This window comes from Streptomyces sp. NPDC002742, assembly GCF_042888885.1.
Lineage (GTDB): Bacteria > Actinomycetota > Actinomycetes > Streptomycetales > Streptomycetaceae > Streptomyces.
Window position 1 is genome coordinate 60,477 of sequence record NZ_JBIAQF010000008.1, and the last position, 18,431, is coordinate 78,907.

Consider the following 18,431-nt stretch of genomic DNA (forward strand, 5'->3'; position numbering starts at 1 on the left):
CGGGTCAGGCCTTGCGGGCCCGTGTGGTCCTCTTCGCGGGGGTCGCCTTCTTGGCGACCGACTTCGTGGCCGTCTTCTTCGCCGCGGCCGCCTTCTTCGTGGCCGTGCTGTTGACGGACTTCGTCGCCGTCTTCCTCGCCGTCGCCCCCGCCGCGACCGTCTTCTTGGCGGCCGTCTTGCGAGGTGCCTTCACAGGTGCCGCGTCGCTGATCCGGTCGGCGCCGAGGATCTCGCGCAGGAACTTGCCGGTGTGGCTGGCCGGAACGCCGGCGACCTCCTCGGGCGTGCCCTCGGCGATCACGAGACCGCCGCCGTTGCCGCCCTCGGGACCCATGTCGATGACCCAGTCCGCGGTCTTGACGACATCGAGGTTGTGCTCGATGACGATGACCGTGTTGCCCTTGTCGACCAGACCGGACAACACCGTGATGAGCTTGCTGATGTCCTCGAAGTGCAGACCGGTGGTCGGCTCGTCGAGCACGTACACGGTGCGGCCGGTGGAGCGCTTCTGGAGCTCGCTGGCGAGCTTGACGCGCTGCGCCTCACCGCCGGAAAGCGTCGGCGCGGACTGGCCGAGCCTGACGTAGCCGAGGCCGACGTCGTTGAGCGTCCTGAGGTGGCGGGCGATCGCCGGGACCGCCTCGAAGAAGCCGAGCGCCTCCTCGATCGGCATGTCCAGGACCTCGGAGATGGACTTGCCCTTGTAGTGGACCTCCAGGGTCTCCCGGTTGTAGCGCGCTCCGTGGCAGACCTCGCAGGGGACGTACACGTCCGGCAGGAAGTTCATCTCGATCTTGATGGTGCCGTCGCCGGAGCAGTTCTCGCAGCGGCCGCCCTTGACGTTGAAGGAGAAGCGGCCGGGCAGATAGCCCCGCACCTTCGCCTCGGTGGTCTCGGCGAACAGCCTGCGGACGTGGTCGAAGACTCCGGTGTACGTCGCCGGGTTGGAGCGGGGCGTACGGCCGATGGGCGACTGGTCGACGTGCACGACCTTGTCGACCAGGTCGTCGCCCTCCACGCGCGTGTGCCGCCCCGGTACGTTCCTCGCGCCGTTCAGCTCGCGGGCCAGGTGCGTGTACAGGATGTCGTTGACCAGCGTCGACTTGCCGGAACCCGATACACCGGTGACGGCCGTGAGGACGCCCAGCGGGAAGGACACGTCGATGTCCTGGAGGTTGTTCTCGCGGGCGCCGTGCACCGTGAGCCTGCGGCCCGGGTCGGCGGGGCGGCGGATGTCCGGGGTCGGGATCTGCCTCTTGCGCGACAGGTACTGGCCGGTGATCGACTCGGGGTTGGCGAGGAGTTCCTTCAAGGGTCCGCTGTGCACGACCTTGCCGCCGTGCTCGCCCGCGCCGGGGCCGATGTCGACGACCCAGTCGGCGACCTTGATGGTGTCCTCGTCGTGCTCGACGACGATGAGCGTGTTGCCCATGTCACGGAGTCGGACCAGGGTCTCGATCAGCCGGTGGTTGTCGCGCTGGTGCAGACCGATGGAGGGCTCGTCGAGGACGTAGAGGACGCCGACGAGTCCGGAGCCGATCTGGGTGGCCAGGCGGATGCGCTGGGCCTCACCGCCGGAGAGGGTGCCGGCCGCGCGGTTCAGCGACAGGTAGTCGAGGCCGACGTCGACCAGGAAGCGCAGTCTTTCGTTGACCTCCTTCAGGACGCGCTCGGCGATCTTCTTGTCGCGCGCGTTGAGCTTCAGCTGCCCCAGGAAGTCCGCGCAGTCGCTGATGGACATGGCCGCGACCTCGGCGATCGACTTCTCCATGACGGTGACCGCGAGGACGAGCGGCTTGAGGCGCGTGCCCTGACAGGTGGGGCAGGGCACCTCGCGCATGTAGCCCTCGAAGCGCTCACGGCTGGCGTCGCTCTCGGACTCGCCGTGCCGCCGCTTGACGAAGGGGACGGCCCCTTCGAAGGGCGTGGTGTACACGCGCTCGCGTCCGTACCGGTTGCGGTAACGGACCTCGATCTGCGTCTTGTGGCCGTAGAGCAGGGCCTTCTTGGCGCGCTGCGGCAGCCCGGCGAAGGGGATGTCGGTCCGGAAGCCCAACGCGTCCGCGAGGGCGCCGATCAGCCGGCCGAAGTAGTCCTTGGTGTGCCCGTGCGACCACGCGTGGATGGCGCCCTCGTCGAGGGACTTCTCCTCGTCCGGGACGATCAGCTCGGGGTCGACCTCCATCCGCGTGCCGATACCGGTGCACTCGGGACAGGCGCCGAACGGCGAGTTGAAGGAGAAGGAGCGGGGCTCCAGCTCCTCGAAGGAGAGGTCGTCGTACGGGCAGTACAGGTGCTCCGAGTACATGCGCTCACGCTCGGGGTCGTCCTCGGGGAGGTCGACGAAGTCGAGCACGACCATGCCGCCGGAGAGGCCGAGGGCGGTCTCCACGGAGTCGGTGAGACGGCGCTTGGCGGAGTCCTTCACCGTGAGGCGGTCGATGACCACCTCGATGGTGTGCTTCTCCTGCTTCTTCAGTGTCGGCGGCTCGGTGAGCTGGATCGTCTCGCCGTCGACCCGGGCACGGCTGTACCCCTTGGTCTGGAGATCGGCGAAGAGGTCGACGAACTCTCCCTTGCGCTCGCGCACCAGCGGCGACAGGACCTGGAAGCGGCTCCCCTCCGGGAGCTCCAGAACCTTGTCGACGATGGCCTGCGGCGACTGACGGGAGATGGGACGGCGGCACTCGGGGCAGTGCGGCTTGCCGATGCGCGCGAAGAGCAGCCGGAGGTAGTCGTAGACCTCGGTGATGGTGCCGACCGTCGAGCGCGGGTTGCGCGAGGTCGACTTCTGGTCGATGGAGACGGCCGGGGAGAGACCTTCGATGAAGTCCACGTCCGGCTTGTCCATCTGACCGAGGAACTGCCGGGCGTACGAGGACAGGGACTCCACGTAGCGCCGCTGGCCCTCGGCGAAGATCGTGTCGAAGGCGAGGGAGGACTTGCCCGACCCCGACAAGCCCGTGAAGACGATGAGCGAGTCGCGCGGGAGGTCGAGCGAGACATTCTTCAGGTTGTGCTCGCGCGCTCCACGGACGATGAGACGGTCGGCCACGCCGGTCCGCACCTTTCTTGAGAGAAGTGACAGGGGCCGCAGGCCCCCGTCTTCTCAGACTAGGGCGAGCCACTGACAACGCCGGTTGCTTTCGCTGGTTCACAACAATCCCGGACCATCCAGCATGCCCGACGCCACCGACGAGCGTATAGCACGTGCATTCGATTTACGGGGGCGGCCGACCAGCTTCACCCGAACGTGTGGCGGGGCTAGGGTCGACCTCATGATTGATCATGTGCGCGACCTGGCGTCTGTACGTGACGCGACGGAACGACTGCTCACCGCAGTCACCAAACTGGACAACGCCGCCGTGGCCGAGCCGTCACGGCTTCCCGGCTGGAGCCGCGGGCACGTGCTCGCCCACCTGTCCCGCAACGCGGACGCTCTGGTGAACGTTCTGGAGGGGCGCCCCATGTACGCCTCCGCGAGCACCCGGGACGCCGACATCGAGCGGGACGCGCCGCGCCCCCTGGACGTACAGCTGGCGGACCTTCGCGAGAGCGCGGCCCGTTTCGGGGAGACGGGAGCCACCCCCGCGGACTGGTCCCGCACGGTGGAGCTGCGCAACGGGGTCACGGACTCCGCGGCCCGGGTGCCGTTCCGGCGGTGGGTCGAGGTCGACCTGCACCATGTGGATCTGGGAATCGGATACGAGCTCGAGGATCTGCCGGAGGAGTTCGTGACCCGGGAGATCGACTTCCTCGCGGAGCGGTTCGGCGGCCACAAGGACGTACCCTCCACGGGGCTCGACGCCGGTGACGGCCAGGTGTGGACCACCGGCGGGGGCGCCGAGGGCGGACCGGTCGTGGTCCAGGGCTCGGCGGCCGATCTGCTCGGCTGGCTCTGCGGCCGCCGCGACGGCACCGCTCTGACGGTTCACGGCGGCCCGCTTCCGGCCCTCCCTCCGCTATAGGCTGCCGTCATGACGTACAGCGGAGCGGTGACGGTCGGCGGCCCTGCCGACGTGCACGAACTGCAGGACCTGATGATCTCCAAGGTCGCGGTCGGTCCGATGGACAACAACGCGTATCTGCTGCGCTGCCGGGCCACCGACGAACAACTCCTGATCGACGCGGCGAACGACGCCTCGACCCTGCTCACCCTGATCGGTGACGACGGCATCGCGTCCGTCGTGACCACGCATCAGCACGGTGACCACTGGCAGGCGCTGGCCGAGGTCGTGGCCGCCACGGGTGCGCGCACCTACGCGGGCCGGGACGACGTCGACGGCATCCCGGTACCGACCGACGTCCCCCTCCAGGACGGCGACACGGTCAAGGTGGGGAACGTGGAGCTCACCGCGCGCCACCTGGTCGGGCACACGCCGGGCTCGATCGCCCTCGTCTACGACGATCCGCACGGTCACCCACACGTGTTCACGGGCGACTGCCTCTTCCCCGGCGGGGTGGGCAACACGCGCAAGGACCCGGAGGCCTTCGCCAGCCTCATCCACGACGTCGAGACGAGGATCTTCGACGTACTGCCGGACGAGACGTGGGTCTACCCCGGCCACGGCGACGACACGACGCTGGGCGCCGAGCGCCCGCATCTGCCGGAGTGGCACGCGCGCGGGTGGTGAACTCGACGCCGGGCAGTGCGCGGGCGTGACGCCTCGCGCACACCCGGCGCGCGAGGCAGCCTTGGCGGCCCTGGCAGCTCGTAACCCTGCGGCTCCGCAGCTGCTCCGCAGCTCCGCCGGAACCCTTCCCGCTGCCCGTGGCTGACGAGTCCGAGGCGCGCGCCTGAAGCCGTCGCGTCCAGGGTGTTCACAGGACTGCAACACACGTTCCCACCATGCGGACAATTGTTGCCGTGACCTGGACAAACAGCATGGTTCGCTGTCACTCTCCCGCCATGCATCTCGCCCAACACGCCCTGCGCCGCGCCGCGTCCGCCAGCACTGTCGCCCTGCTCGCCCTCGCCGTGGGCTGTGCCCCGCAGCCGGAGGAGAAAGCGTCCGGCAAGGCGTCGGGGAGCACCGCCGCGACCTGTGCCAAGGGCGCGTTGAGCACACAGACCTCGGGCAAGCTCACCATCGCGACCGACGAGCCCGCCTACGAGCCGTGGTTCAAGGACGACAAGCCCGCCAACGGCAAGGGCTTCGAGTCCGCGGTGGCGTACGCCGTGGCGCGGCAGCTCGGCTACGCCGAGGGTGATGTCGTCTGGCAGAGCGTGCCCTTCAACAAGGCCTTCGCTCCCGGTGCGAAGACCTTCGACTTCGACATCAACCAGGTGTCGATCAGTGCCGAGCGCAAGAAGGCCGTGGACTTCTCGTCCGGCTACTACGACGTGCGCCAGGCCGTCATCGCGCTGAAGGGCTCCAAGGCCGCGAAGGCGAAGAGCCTCGCGGACCTCAAGGGCCTGAAGCTGGGCGCCCAGGTCGGCACCACCAGCCTGAACTACATCGACGACGTGGTGAAGCCGGCCCAGCAGCCGGCCGCGTACGCGAAGAACGACCAGGCCAAGTCGGCGCTGAAGAACGGCCAGGTGGACGCCATCGTCACCGATCTGCCGACCGCCTTCTACATCACGGCCGCCGAGGTGACCGACGCGAGGATCGTCGGACAGTTCGAGAACCAGGGTGGTACGCCCGAGCAGTTCGGGCTCGTCCTCGACAAGGGCAGCGCGCTGACCTCCTGCGCGACGAAGGCCGTGGACGCCCTGCGCGCGGACGGCACGCTGGCGAAGATCGAGAAGCAGTGGCTGTCCGAGGCCGTCGACGCCCCGGTGCTCAAGTGACGGAGATGACGGAGGAGTCGGGAGAGGACACCGCCGAGGGCGACATGCCCGGCGGGGGCGAGGTGTACGTCCCCTCCCGGCGGAGGATCGAGCGCGAGCGCCATCGGCGCGCCCGCGCCCGCCGTTCGGCGGCCGTCGCCGCGCTCTCCACGCTCGCCACGGCCGTGGTGCTGTACCTCGTCGTCGTCGACGCGCCGGGCTGGCCGCGCACGAAGGAGACGTTCTTCGACGCGTCCTTCGCGCGTGAGGCCTTCCCGAAGGTCCTCGAAGGCCTCTGGCTGAACCTCCGGCTGTTCGTCGTGTGCGGCGTCGTGGTGCTGGTGCTCGGCACGCTGATAGCCGTCGCCCGTACCCTGCGGGGCCCGATGTACTGGCCGGTGCGCGCCCTCGCCACGGCGTACACGGACTTCTTCCGCGGTCTGCCGCTGATCATCTGTCTGTCGATCGTCGTGTTCGGCGTCCCTGCGCTCCAGTTGCAGGGCGTCACCAACGACCCCGTCCTGCTCGGCGGCACGGGCCTGGTCCTGACCTACTCGGCGTACGTCGCCGAAGTCGTCCGCGCCGGCATCGAATCCGTCCATCCCTCGCAACGGGCCGCGGCGCGTTCGCTGGGCCTCACCACGCGACAGACCCTGCGCCATGTGGTGCTGCCGCAAGCCGTACGCCGTCAGGTGCCGCCGCTCCTCAACGACATGGTGTCCCTGCAGAAGGACACCAGCCTCGTCTCCATCGGCGGCGCGGTGGAGGCGATGCGCTCCGCGGACATCATCGTGGGCCGCAGCCTCAACTACACCGCGTACATCGTCGCGGCGCTGCTCTTCGTGGCCCTGACCATCCCCATGACCCGCTTCACCGACTGGGTCACCGCCCGTATGGACCGGCGCCGCAGCCAGGGAGGCACCGTATGAGCAAGGCCCCAGTCCCCGGCGGTCCGATACTGCGGATGGAGTCCGTCCGCAAGACCTTCGGTGACTCCGTCGTACTGCGGGACGTCGATCTGGAGGTCGCCCCGCACACGGTGACCGCGCTGATCGGCGCCTCCGGGTCCGGCAAGTCCACGCTGCTGCGCTGCGCCAACCTCCTGGAGGAGATCGACGACGGCGCGATCTGGCTGGACGGCGAGGAGATCACCGACCCACGGGCCGACCAGGACGCGGTACGACGGCGGATCGGCGTCGTCTTCCAGGCGTACAACCTCTTTCCGCACATGACCGTCCTGGAGAACATCACCCTCGCCCCGCGGCGGGTGCACGGCGTGAGCCGCGCGGAGGCCGAGGAACACGCGCGTGAGCTGCTCGAACGGCTCGGGCTCGGCGCCAAGGCGGGCGAGTATCCGGACCGGTTGAGCGGTGGCCAGCAGCAACGGGCCGCGATCGTCCGCGCCTTGGCCGTGCGCCCCAAGCTGCTCCTCCTGGACGAGATCACCGCCGCCCTGGACCCCGAACTCGTGGGCGAGGTCCTCAGCGTCGTCCGTGATGTGAAGGAGGACGGCATGACCATGGTCCTGGCCACGCACGAGATGGGCTTCGCCCGCGAGGTCGCGGACCAGGTCTGCTTCCTGGACGGCGGGGTGATCCTTGAGCGCGGCACGGCCGAGCAGGTCTTCGGCGACCCGCGGCAGGAGCGCACGCGACGCTTCCTCAAGCGGATCGTGGCGGCCGGACGCCTCTGACCTCAGGCGTCCGCGACCTCGGGCGGACGCCTCCGCACGACGGTCAGGTGTCCGCCCGTCCCGTCCCCGCGAGCGCCGCCACCCGTTCCACAGCGAACGCGTACCCCTGCACGCCGCAGCCCGCGATGACCCCGTCGGCGCGCAGCGACACGTACGAGTGGTGCCGGAACTCCTCACGCTGGTGGATGTTGGAGATGTGGACCTCCACCACCGGAAGTCCGTCACAGGTGTTGAGCGCATCCAGGATGGCGACGGAGGTGTGCGAGTAGGCAGCCGGGTTGATCACGATCCCGGCGTGGTTCTGACGGGCCTCGTGGATCCAGTCCACCAGCTCGCCCTCGTGGTTGGACTGCCGGAAGTCCACCGTGCCGCCGTGCGCTGCCGCCGCCTTGGCGCACAGCGCCTCCACGTCCGCGAGCGTGTCGGAACCATAGATCTCCGGCTGCCGCTGCCCGAGGAGGTTCAGGTTGGGCCCGTTGAGAATCATGATCGGGGCGTTGGCGAGGGTGCGGGGCACGGTTCCTCCGGTCCTTCAGGTCTGCCGGCCCGTCAAGGACCGCTGCTCGGACCCGGTTTATCACGATGCACCGAAAGGGTGACGGCTCGTACGCTCGCGCCATGACGACACCCGCGTACCCTCCCAAGCCCGCACCCGGCGACCGGGTGGCCGTGATCTCGCCGTCCAGCGGTCTGCCCGGCCGCTTCCCGCTCCCCTACGAACTGGGCCTGGAGCGCCTGCGCGAGGACTTCGGTCTGGAACCGGTCGAATACCCGGCGACCCGGAAGACGGGGTCGACTCCACGGGAACGGGCCGACGACGTCCACGCGGCGTTCGCCGATCCGGCCGTCAAGGCGGTCATCGCGTCCATCGGGGGCGACGACCAGATCACCGTGCTGCCGCTGCTGGACCGCGAGTTGATCCGCGCGAACCCGAAGCCGTTCTTCGGGTACAGCGACAACACGAACCTCCTCGCCCACCTGTGGAACGCCGGGATTGTCGGCTATCACGGCGGAACGGTGATGTGCGAGCTCGGCCGCCCTGGCGCCATGGACCCGCTGACCGCGGAGTCGCTGCGGGCCGCGCTGTTCACCTCCGGGCCGTACGAACTGCGTCCCGCGGACCGGTTCCGTGAGGTCGACCTGCCCTGGGACGCGCCGGAGAGTTTCCTCGCCGAGCCGCGGACCGAGCCGGGCACCGGCTGGACCTGGGTCCGACCGGACCGGGTGGTCGAGGGCCGCTCCTGGGGCGGCAACATCGAGATCCTGTCGTGGCTGCTGATGGCCGACCGCGAGATCGCCCGCGATCCTTCCGTGTACGACGGGCACGTGCTGTTCCTGGAGACCTCGGAGGACATGCCCGGGGCCGACGACGTCTTCTGGATCCTGCGCAGCATGGGCGAACGCGGCCTGTTGCGACGCTTTCCGGCCCTTCTCATGGGCCGACCGAAGGCCTGGTCGTTCGAACGGCCCCTCGATCCGGAGGCCAGGACCCGATACGCGCGCGACCAGCGCGAAGCAGTCCTCCGGGCCGTCGACCTATATGCCCCGGACATGATGGTCGTCTTCGATGTGGACCTCGGTCACACCGATCCGCAGATCGTCATCCCCTACGGAGGGGCCGTCCGGGTCGACGGACCGGCCCGGCGCATCACTGTCACCTACTGACGCACGCCGCGCTCCCGCACGCCCCCGTAACCGCCGGTCACTGTGGGTAGTTGTTCCGGCATGCACGACGTACGCACCGTAAGGGCACCCTCCATGCTGCGGCTCGCGGCCGCCTCGCTCGCCGGGACGGCCATCGAGTTCTACGACTTCTTCGTCTACGGGACCGCGGCCGCGCTGGTTCTCGGACCACTGTTCTTCCCGACGTTCTCGCCGCTGGCGGGGACGCTGGCGGCCTTCGGGACGTTCGGTGTCGGTTTCCTCGCCCGGCCCCTGGGCTCCGTGCTGTTCGGGCACATCGGGGACCGGCGCGGGCGGCGGCCGGTTCTGCTGGCCTCGCTGCTGCTGACCGGCGCGGCGACCGTCGCCGTCGGCTGTGTTCCGACGTACGACCGCATCGGCGCCGCCGCTCCCGTGCTTCTTCTGGTGCTGCGTTTTCTGCAGGGGCTCGGACTCGGCGGCGAATGGGGCGGGGCCGTGCTGCTGACGGCCGAGCACGCGCCCGCCGAACGGCGCGGGCTGTGGTCGAGCTTCCCCCAGATCGGTCCGTCCTTCGGGTTCGTACTGGCCAATGGCGTGATGCTGGCGTTGTCGGCGACGTTGTCCGACGCGCAGTTCGCGCAGTGGGGGTGGCGGGTGCCGTTCTGGGCGGCGGGGGTGCTCGCGGCGGCGGGACTGTGGCTGCGCGGTTCGCTCGAGGAGAGCCCGCGGTTCCTGGAGATGGGGGACCACGCGCGTGTGCCGCTCGTCGAGGTGGTGCGTGAGCACTGGCGGATGGTCCTGCTGACGGCCGGCGGACTCGCCGTCGGATACGCCGTGTTCTACGCGGTGACGACCTGGGCGCTCGCCTACGGCGTCGAACGGCTCGGCGTCGCCCGCACCGTCATGCTGACCTGCATCATGGCCGCCGTGGTGGTGCAGGGAGCCCTGACACCCCTGGTGGCCCTGCTGGGAGACCGCTACGGACGGCGGCCCCTGTGCATGGCGGGCTGCGCGGGCGCCGCGCTGTGGATGTTCCCGATGATCGGGCTTCTCTCGACCGGCGAACCCCTGCTGATGTTTCTCGGCTTCCTCGGGGCACTCATCGCGTTCGTCACCATGTTCGCGGTGATCGCCGCGTATCTGCCGGAGTTGTACGAGCCGCGGGTGCGCTGCACGGGCGCGGCCGTCGGATACAACCTGGGCGGGGTTCTCGGGGGCGCGCTCACCCCGGTCGTGGCGACGGCGGTGGCGAGCGGGGAGCGCGTGCCGTGGGGCGTGGCCGCCTATCTGACGGGGATCGCGCTGCTGAGCCTCGGGTGCTTCGCGCTGCTGCCGGAGACCCGGCCGGTGCCCCGGCTGACGGTCGTACCTGTCGCCGAGTGACTGTTGGTCAGGGGTTGATGGCCAGTTCCAGGTAGGCGGCGAACACGACCAGATGGACACCTCCCTGGAGCGGGGTGGCCCGCCCAGGAACGACCGTGAGAGAGCTCACCACCACGGTCAGCACGAGCAGAACCATCTCGGTGGCACCCAGACCGAGCACGAGTGGCCCGGAGAGCCACAGTGACGCCAGGGCGACGGCGGGGATGGTCAGTCCGATGCTCGCCATCGCGGAGCCGAGGGCGAGATTCAGGCTGGTCTGCACCCGGTCGCGGCGGGCGGACCGCAGGGCCGCGATGGTCTCGGGGAGCAGCACGAGCAGCGCGATGATCACACCGACCACGGAATGCGGCATGCCGGCCGCCTCGACCCCGGACTCGATGGTGGGCGACACGCCCTTGGCGAGGCCGACCACGCCGACCAGGGCCAGGCCGAGAAGTCCCAGACTGATTTTGGTCTCACGGGCGGACGGGGCGTCGGCGTGGTCCGCCACGTCGATGACCTGGCCCTGTCGGGTGATCGGCAGGAAGTAGTCACGGTGCCGCACGGTCTGGGTCGTCACGAACAGGGCGTACAGGACCAGGGAGGCGACCGCGGCGAAGGTGAGTTGCGCGGTGGAGAACTCCGGGCCCGGCTTGCTGGTGGTGAAGGTGGGAAAGACGAGGCTGAGTGTGGCCAGCGTGGCAACGGTGGCCAGGGCGGCTCCGGTGCCTTCCGCGTTGAAGACGGCCAGCCCGTGTCGCAGGGAGGCGACGAGCAGACACAGGCCGACGATCCCGTTGCAGGTGATCATCACGGCCGCGAACACCGTGTCGCGGGCCAGTGTCGAGCTCTTGGCGCCGCCGTCCGCCATCAAGGTGACGATGAGGGCGACTTCGATGATCGTGACCGCGACGGCGAGGACCAGGGATCCGAAGGGTTCACCCACCCGGTGGGCGACCACCTCGGCGTGATGCACAGCGGCGAGCACGGATCCCGCGAGGACCAGCGTCACCAGTGCGACAACCGCGGCGGGCAGATCGCGCCCCCAGGTGAACGCGAGCAGCACCACCGCGATCACGGGCACCGCGGTGGTCCACCGCGTCGCGAGTGACCGGAGGCGAACGATCATGCCGCGATCGTCGCAGTCGGAGGCGTGCCCCGCACTCCGGCGGCGCGGGGCACGCTCCAAAACCCGCGGCGGACGAGCCGCCCCCGGGAGCGGACCGCACTGTTTCAGCTCAGGACCGCTACTTCAGCTCGGTCATCTCCTGGACGTCACAGTCCGTGAAAGACGGCGGCCTCGTGCACAGCGCGGCCAGTTGCTCCGCCATCCTTCCCGTCTCCGGGTCACTGCTGTTGCGCATGGCGTCCTCGTAGGACTCGAACTCGATCAGTACGAGGTAGCGGTTGGGCGTGTTGCGGTCCTTCAGGACGAGCCGGTGGGTAGGGCCGCCCTCGCGGCCGGCGTTGCGCTTCTCAGCCTCCTGGACGAGCTGACGCATCTCGTCCATCCGCTCGGATTCGATGTCGATGATCTGCACGAACTTCATGGATTCCTCCACCCGTCCCGGGCGCTCCCGGGACGGGAGACGCTCGGGATCCAAGCAAGCACCGGGAGCGATGGCCGGCAATTCGCCACGCACCGCTCCCGGGGGTGGTTGTTGCTACGTTCGACGTGGTCAGACGTCGATGCTTTCCTTCGGAGCGCTCTCGGTCTGCTCGCGCGCCGCCCGCCTTCTGGTGGCGGTGAGGCTGGTGATCGTGGTGACCACGAGGACCGCGCAGATCACGCCGAGCGAGACCGGGATGGATATCTCGGGAACATGGACGCCGGACTCGTGCAGCGCGTGCAGAACGAGCTTGATGCCGATGAAGCCGAGGATGACCGACAAGCCGTAGCTGAGGTGGACCAGTTTCTTGAGCAGGCCGCCGATGAGGAAGTACAGCTGCCGCAAGCCCATCAGCGCGAACGCGTTGGCCGTGAAGACGATGTACGGGTCCTGGGTCAGACCGAAGATCGCGGGGATCGAGTCGAGTGCGAAGAGCACGTCGGTGGTGCCGATCGCCAGCATCACGACCAGCATCGGCGTCATGACGCGCTTGCCGTTCCGCCGGATCCACAACTTGGTGCCGTGATAGCGGTCGGCCACGCCGAAGCGCTGCTCCGCGGCCTTCAGCAGCCTGTTCTCCTCGAACTCCTCGTCGTCCTCGTCGGCACGGGCCTCCTGGATCAGCTTCCAGGCGGTGTAGATGAGGAACGCGCCGAAGATGTAGAAGACCCAGGCGAAGTTCGCGATGATCGCGGCGCCGGCGGCGATGAATATCGTGCGCAGGACGAGGGCTATGAGGACGCCCACGAGGAGCACCCGCTGCTGGTACTTCGAGGGCACCGCGAACTTCGCCATGATCAGGACGAAGACGAAGAGGTTGTCGACGCTCAGCGACTTCTCGGTGATGAAGCCGGCGAAGAACTCTCCGGCCGGCTCTCCTCCGGCGAAGAGGAGCAGCCCGAGTCCGAACAGCCCGGCGAGGGCTATCCAGACGACGGTCCAGACTCCGGCTTCCTTGATCGATACGTCGTGCGGCTTGCGGCCGATGAAGAAGTCGACCGCGATCAGTGCGGCCAGCCCCACGATGGTCAGGACCCACAGGGTCAGGGAAACATTCACTGCGCCTCCGGCAGTACGTAACGGCAGATTTCAGCGTCGTTCGCCACCGGAGGTCTCTTCCACCCGAGGCCGACGGGGCGCTGGGTGCGCCCCGGAGCCTGCGGGCCGACGTCCCGGGATCAGACTCGATCCGTATTGACGGGTGCGTCGCAGCAGGTAGGGAGTACTCCCCTCCGTATGGAAAAAGAGTACCCGAATCACCAAGAAAAGGTAAAGGGATCAGTAAAAGAAAGGCCAAGTTGCCTGGTCAGTGCGCTTTACGGATGCTTGGCAAAGCAGCTTGGACTCTGCGCTCGTGCCGGTCCCACGGAGAGGCCGAAGGAGGCTGGGTCAGCGGTTCCACGACCGGCGGGCCGCCGCGACCTGCGCGAGGACCTGCTGGAGCACCTGGCTGTTCGCGGGAACGAGCGAGGGCTCATAGGTCCACGCATGTCCGACCCATGGGTCGGCGAGATTGTCGTCGGGAACCGGCGTGATCCGCAGCAGTGACCGCCAGAGGGCGTCGAGCAGCGGTCCGTACGCAGCCGCGTCCTCCCGGTCGGCCACCATCATCAAATGGACGCCGACGGCCGGCCCTTCGTCCGCCAGATAGCGGAGCTGGGTCACGGCGCGATCGTCGAAGCCGTGCGGGAAGTCGTTGACGATCAGCAGCTGTTCGGCGGTGTCGAGACCGGGCGGCAGCGAGTCGGCCGCTCCCCCGCGCAACGCCATCTGCACCAGGTCGACGCGCTGGGTGAGACGGGTCAGGACGTCCGACACCCCCGCGGCACCCGCGGCCGGAGGGCTGCCTAGCACCCCGGACCGGGTCAGGGGCGCCAGGGACGAGGCTCCGGCGCCGGCCGGGTCGATGACGTGAACGGTGAACTCACCCGCGGGGTACACGGCGAGCAGCCGGGCGGCGTGCGCGACGGCGGTGTCCATGGCGAGGCGGCGCACTTGGTCGGAGTCGGCGAGCGTGCCCTCCAGGGAGGCGCGACCGCTGTCGATCCACAGGCCGCGCTCCAGCGGCAGGCGCACCAGCATCGGAATGCTCAGGTTCTCGCTCTCGGGCAGCCGGAGGTCGCCGAGCCGTAGCGCCATAGGGATTTCCATGGGCGCGCGGTAGCCGTGCCAGACCGGGTTGTCCCAGCTCGCGTAGGCCATCGGCAACGCGGGCTCCACGACCTCGACCTCGGCGGTGAGCTGGGCGAGATCCCGGTCGAGGACGGCCCGGGCCTGGTCGACCAGGTGTGCGTGTTTGGCGCGGGCGGCCTCGCGTGCGGCGTCACCCTCCCCGCCGATCCGGCTGCGCGGGTCGGACAGAACGTGGTCGAGCTCCTTCTCCATGCGCGAGTCGGCGAAGTCGACGGCGCTGCGGTACGCGGCGACGGTCCGGGCCAGGTCCTCGAACATTCCCCACACCTGGTTGTACAGGCGCTCCTCCATGGACCAGCCGGTCGCGTCTCCCGCGACGGGCAGGGCGGGCTGTCCGGGCTGGGCCGGCGGGGCGGTCGGCGGGGGCGGCGGCGGGGCGGCGGTCTGCCGGCCGGGGTGGCTGTAGTTGATCGTGCCACCGGCGGTGGGCTGCGGCTGTGCGACCGCGGAGGGGTCGGGTTGCGCAGAACCCCCCGGACGTCCGCTCAGCGGAGCGGTGGCTCCTTGCGGACCGGGCAGGTCGTACGGGGACTGCTGCGGCGTCACGGTCCCGGGGGTGCCCTGCGGTCCAGGTCCGGCGTACGGCTGGTCCGGCCCCGGCGCCGAGGCGGCCGCCTGTCGTGACCGGTCCGCTTCCGGGGTGCGCGGCGGAGGTGCCGCCACCGACCGCGCCAGGCCCTGGGCCACCGCTTCGTTGATAGTGCCCGCGAGCTGCCGGGCCTCGGGAAGCCCCTGGTCGGTGAGGAGTTCGGCGAGGCCGCCCGCGTAGCCCTGGCCGACCGCGCGGACCTTCCAGGCTCCCTGCCTGCGGTAGAGCTCCAGGGCCACGACGGCGGACTCGGCGTCCAGGCCGGTGAGGGTGTAGGTGACGACCTCGGAACCGTCTAGGCCGGTGACCGCGACGAAGGGGGCGGCGACGGCGCCGAACCGGACCGGGCCGCCGACCCCGGTGGGCAGCGCGAGCAGCACGCTGACCCGATGCACGGTCGGGGGCAGGGCGTCGAGGTCGAAGGCCAGGCGATGATCGGCCGCCGCCTGCTTGGAGACCTCGAGCCCGGGAAGCGTGGGCGCGCCCGGGTGGGCCACCCACTCGACGCCCCGGACCCTGCCCTGCTCGTCGCCGAGCGTGGCCCCTGCCACGATCGGCTTCCCGGCCGAGACACGGACCTCGAGACGGACGTGGGAGAGCGGGTGGTTCTGCCCCCTGACCAGCTCGGCCGTCATCGTCTTGTCCCCCTATGTCGCTGCGTGCGTGTGCGCCGACCGCTTACAGGTGCGGCAGGATCGCGGGCATCAGGTCCTGGAACGTGCGGCCGTTTGCCGGAGTACCGAGGGCCGTCATCTGCCAGCCGGTTCCGGAACGGTGCACCTTCGCCATGATCTGGGCCGTGTACTGGCCGCCGCCGGCCAACGTGTAGCGGGCGAGTTCCTGGCCGTTGGTCTCGTCGACCAGCCGGCAGAACGCGTTCTGCACTTCCTGGAAGGTCTGGCCCGTGAAGGAGTTCACGGTGAAGACGATCTGATCGATGTGGACCGGGATGCGCTGCAGGTCGACGAGGATGGCCTCGTCGTCGCCGCCCTGGCCCACGCCGCCGACCAGGTTGTCACCGGTGTGCCGCACCGAGCCGTCGTCGCTGACCAGGTGACGGAAGAACACCACGTCGACGGGCTGCTTGTCCGCGAACAGCACGGCGGAGGCGTCGAGGTCGATCTCCCGGGTGCGCGAGCCGAACAGGCCGCGCCGGGGGGCCGCCTGCCAGCCGAGTCCCATACGGACCGCGGTCAGCGTGCCCCCGTCGTTCTTCTGCAGACTGATGGCCTGACCCTTGGTCATGTTGACCGTCACGCGCTGTTCCCCTCTCGAACTGTCCCCTGTTGCCGCGGAGTCCGCGGATGAACAGAACCCTACGCAGCGGCACTGACAGCGCCGACCCCTGGGGCATGCTTTGTGTCGGTCTTGCAACACACCGAGCGTCGGCCGAGGTCCGGGCTCCACCAGCGTGACCGTCAGGCGATTCCCGCCTCCTTCATCTGCCGCAGCTCCTTCTTCATCTCGGACACCTCGTCGCGCAGACGGGCCGCGATCTCGAACTGGAGGTCGGCCGCCGCTGCGCGCATCCGCTCCGTCATCTCCTCGATCTGCCCCGCCAGTTCGGCCGCGGGGCGGTCGGTCGGTACGGCGTCCTTGCCCTTGGCGGACTTGGCGGCCCGGGTCGCCTTGCCGCCCAGCGCGGGGACGGGGGCCTTGGCGCCCTTGCCGTCCTTCGTCTTGCGGTAGCCGGAGCCGAGCAACTGCTCGGTGTCGACGTCCTCGCGGGCGATCTGCGCCACGATGTCGTTGATCTTCTTGCGGAGGGGCTGCGGATCGATGCCCCTCTCCTTGTTGTAGGCGATCTGCTTCTCCCGGCGGCGGTTGGTCTCCTCGATGGCCTTCTCCATCGCCGGGGTGATCTTGTCGGCGTACATGTGGACCTGGCCGGAGACGTTGCGCGCCGCGCGGCCGATGGTCTGGATCAGGGAGGTTCCCGAGCGCAGGAAGCCCTCCTTGTCCGCGTCGAGGATCGCCACCAGGGAGACCTCGGGGAGGTCGAGGCCCTCGCGCAGCAGGTTGATGCCGACCAGGACGTCGAACTCGCCTGCGCGCAGTTCGCGCAGCAGCTCGACACGACGCAGGGTGTCGACGTCGCTGTGCAGGTATCGCACCTGGATGCCCAGTTCCAGGAAGTAGTCGGTGAGGTCCTCGGCCATCTTCTTGGTGAGCGTGGTGACCAGGACGCGTTCGTCCTTCTCGGTACGCTGCCGGATCTCGTGCACCAGGTCGTCGATCTGGCCCTCGGTGGACTTGACGACGACCTGGGGGTCGATGAGGCCGGTGGGACGGATGATCTGCTCGACAAAGCCGTCCGAGCGGGAGAGCTCGTACTTCCCCGGGGTCGCCGAGAGATAGACGGTCTGACCGATGCGCTTCTGGAACTCCTCCCACTTCAGGGGGCGGTTGTCCAGGGCGGAGGGCAGCCGGAAGCCGTGGTCGACGAGGGTGCGCTTGCGGGAGGCGTCACCCTCGTACATCGCGCCGATCTGCGGAACGGTGACGTGCGACTCGTCGATGACGAGCAGGAAGTCGTCCGGGAAGTAATCGATCAGCGTGTTCGGCGGGGAGCCGGGTTCACGGCCGTCGAAGTGCATCGAGTAGTTCTCGACACCGGAGCAGGAGCCGATCTGGCGGAGCATCTCGATGTCGTACGTCGTCCGCATGCGCAGGCGCTGGGCCTCCAGGAGCTTGCTCTGCTTCTCCAGCTCGGCGAGACGCTCCCCGAGCTCCTTCTCGATGTCGTTGACGGCGCGCTCCATGCGCTCGGGACCCGCCACGTAGTGGGACGCCGGGAAGACGTAGATCTGCTCGTCGTCGCTGATGACCTCGCCGGTGAGGGGGTGCAGCGTGGACAGGGCCTCGATCTCGTCGCCGAACATCTCGATGCGGACGGCGAGCTCCTCGTAGACCGGGAAGATCTCGATGGTGTCGCCCCGGACCCGGAAGGTGCCGCGCGCGAAGGCCACGTCGTTTCGTGTGTACTGGATGTCGACGAAGCGGCGCAGCAGGTCGTCGCGGTCGATCTCGTCGCCGACCTTCAGGCTGACCATCCGGTCCACGTACTCCTGCGGAGTGCCGAGGCCGTAGATGCAGGACACCGAGGCGACCACGACGACGTCGCGGCGGGTCAGCAGCGAGTTGGTCGCGGAGTGGCGCAGGCGCTCCACCTCCTCGTTGATCGAGGAGTCCTTCTCGATGTAGGTGTCCGACTGCGGGACGTACGCCTCGGGCTGGTAGTAGTCGTAGTACGAGACGAAGTACTCGACCGCGTTGTTCGGCAGCAGCTCGCGGAACTCGTTGGCCAGCTGGGCGGCCAGCGTCTTGTTCGGTGCCATGACGAGCGTGGGGCGCTGGAGCTTCTCGATCATCCACGCGGTGGTGGCGGACTTGCCGGTGCCGGTCGCACCCAGCAGGACGACATCCTTCTCACCTGCGCGGATGCGCTTCTCCAGGTCGGCGATGGCCGTGGGCTGGTCACCGCCCGGCTGGAAGGAGCTGACGACCTCGAAGGGCGCCACCGAACGTTCGATCTTGGATACGGGCCGCATGGAATCCACCGTACGA

Annotated in this window: 15 protein-coding genes; 7 read left to right on the forward strand and 8 right to left on the reverse strand. The window is 69.0% G+C overall.

The features are described 5' to 3' along the window. Positions 1-4 precede the first annotated feature (4 nt). Entirely contained in the window at positions 5-3,055 is a 3,051-nt protein-coding gene (gene uvrA / locus ACFYW8_RS16095; protein ID WP_389074226.1) for an excinuclease ABC subunit UvrA, read from the reverse strand. Between the two features lie 223 nt (positions 3,056-3,278). Between uvrA and ACFYW8_RS16100 the strand changes: the two genes are divergently transcribed. The 5 genes from ACFYW8_RS16100 (at position 3,279) to ACFYW8_RS16120 (ending at position 7,466) form a co-directional block, all read left to right on the forward strand. Next, entirely contained in the window at positions 3,279-3,968 is a 690-nt protein-coding gene (locus tag ACFYW8_RS16100; RefSeq protein ID WP_389074229.1) for a maleylpyruvate isomerase family mycothiol-dependent enzyme, read from the forward strand. 9 nt (positions 3,969-3,977) lie between these two features. Beyond that, positions 3,978-4,634 (forward strand): MBL fold metallo-hydrolase, encoded by a 657-nt coding sequence (locus tag ACFYW8_RS16105; protein WP_389074233.1) that lies wholly within the window; start codon positions 3,978-3,980, stop codon positions 4,632-4,634. Between the two features lie 275 nt (positions 4,635-4,909). Continuing rightward, positions 4,910-5,794 (forward strand): ABC transporter substrate-binding protein, encoded by an 885-nt coding sequence (locus ACFYW8_RS16110; RefSeq protein WP_389074239.1) that lies wholly within the window; start codon positions 4,910-4,912, stop codon positions 5,792-5,794. A 5-nt stretch (positions 5,795-5,799) separates the two neighbouring features. After that, a complete protein-coding gene (locus tag ACFYW8_RS16115; RefSeq protein ID WP_389075105.1) occupies positions 5,800-6,702 on the forward strand; it encodes an amino acid ABC transporter permease in 903 nt (300 codons plus the stop codon). After that, on the forward strand, positions 6,699-7,466 hold the full coding sequence (locus ACFYW8_RS16120; RefSeq protein WP_389074244.1) for an amino acid ABC transporter ATP-binding protein: 768 nt from the start codon (positions 6,699-6,701) through the stop codon (positions 7,464-7,466). The genes ACFYW8_RS16115 and ACFYW8_RS16120 overlap by 4 nt, the downstream gene beginning before the upstream one ends. 43 nt (positions 7,467-7,509) lie before the next feature. Here the strand turns inward: ACFYW8_RS16120 and aroQ are convergent, their stop codons facing one another. After that, positions 7,510-7,983, reverse strand: a complete 474-nt coding sequence (aroQ, locus tag ACFYW8_RS16125; protein ID WP_266757495.1) for a type II 3-dehydroquinate dehydratase — start codon at positions 7,981-7,983, stop codon at positions 7,510-7,512. Between the two features lie 101 nt (positions 7,984-8,084). Between aroQ and ACFYW8_RS16130 the strand changes: the two genes are divergently transcribed. Together ACFYW8_RS16130 and ACFYW8_RS16135 are read left to right on the forward strand one after the other, a co-directional pair. Next, on the forward strand, positions 8,085-9,131 hold the full coding sequence (locus ACFYW8_RS16130; RefSeq protein ID WP_389074249.1) for a S66 peptidase family protein: 1,047 nt from the start codon (positions 8,085-8,087) through the stop codon (positions 9,129-9,131). A 60-nt stretch (positions 9,132-9,191) separates the two neighbouring features. After that, positions 9,192-10,493 (forward strand): MFS transporter, encoded by a 1,302-nt coding sequence (locus ACFYW8_RS16135; RefSeq protein ID WP_365874351.1) that lies wholly within the window; start codon positions 9,192-9,194, stop codon positions 10,491-10,493. Between the two features lie 7 nt (positions 10,494-10,500). Here the strand turns inward: ACFYW8_RS16135 and ACFYW8_RS16140 are convergent, their stop codons facing one another. The 6 genes from ACFYW8_RS16140 to uvrB all read right to left on the reverse strand — a co-directional run bounded on the left by ACFYW8_RS16140 (position 10,501) and on the right by uvrB (position 18,415). Continuing rightward, positions 10,501-11,601: a calcium:proton antiporter gene (locus ACFYW8_RS16140; protein WP_389074257.1), complete on the reverse strand. Its 1,101-nt coding sequence runs from the start codon at positions 11,599-11,601 to the stop codon at positions 10,501-10,503. Positions 11,602-11,719: 118 nt separating this feature from the next. Further along, positions 11,720-12,022 (reverse strand): hypothetical protein, encoded by a 303-nt coding sequence (locus tag ACFYW8_RS16145; RefSeq protein WP_365874347.1) that lies wholly within the window; start codon positions 12,020-12,022, stop codon positions 11,720-11,722. A 129-nt stretch (positions 12,023-12,151) separates the two neighbouring features. After that, the gene (locus tag ACFYW8_RS16150) at positions 12,152-13,141 is read right to left on the reverse strand and encodes a TerC/Alx family metal homeostasis membrane protein (protein ID WP_365874345.1); all 990 of its coding nucleotides are present in this window, start codon (positions 13,139-13,141) and stop codon (positions 12,152-12,154) included. Positions 13,142-13,471: 330 nt separating this feature from the next. Next, entirely contained in the window at positions 13,472-15,499 is a 2,028-nt protein-coding gene (locus ACFYW8_RS16155) for a TerD family protein (RefSeq protein WP_389074267.1), read from the reverse strand. Between the two features lie 43 nt (positions 15,500-15,542). Further along, the gene (locus ACFYW8_RS16160; protein WP_261703411.1) at positions 15,543-16,121 is read right to left on the reverse strand and encodes a TerD family protein; all 579 of its coding nucleotides are present in this window, start codon (positions 16,119-16,121) and stop codon (positions 15,543-15,545) included. 161 nt (positions 16,122-16,282) lie between these two features. Continuing rightward, on the reverse strand, positions 16,283-18,415 hold the full coding sequence (gene uvrB / locus ACFYW8_RS16165) for an excinuclease ABC subunit UvrB (RefSeq protein ID WP_365874340.1): 2,133 nt from the start codon (positions 18,413-18,415) through the stop codon (positions 16,283-16,285). Positions 18,416-18,431 lie beyond the last annotated feature (16 nt).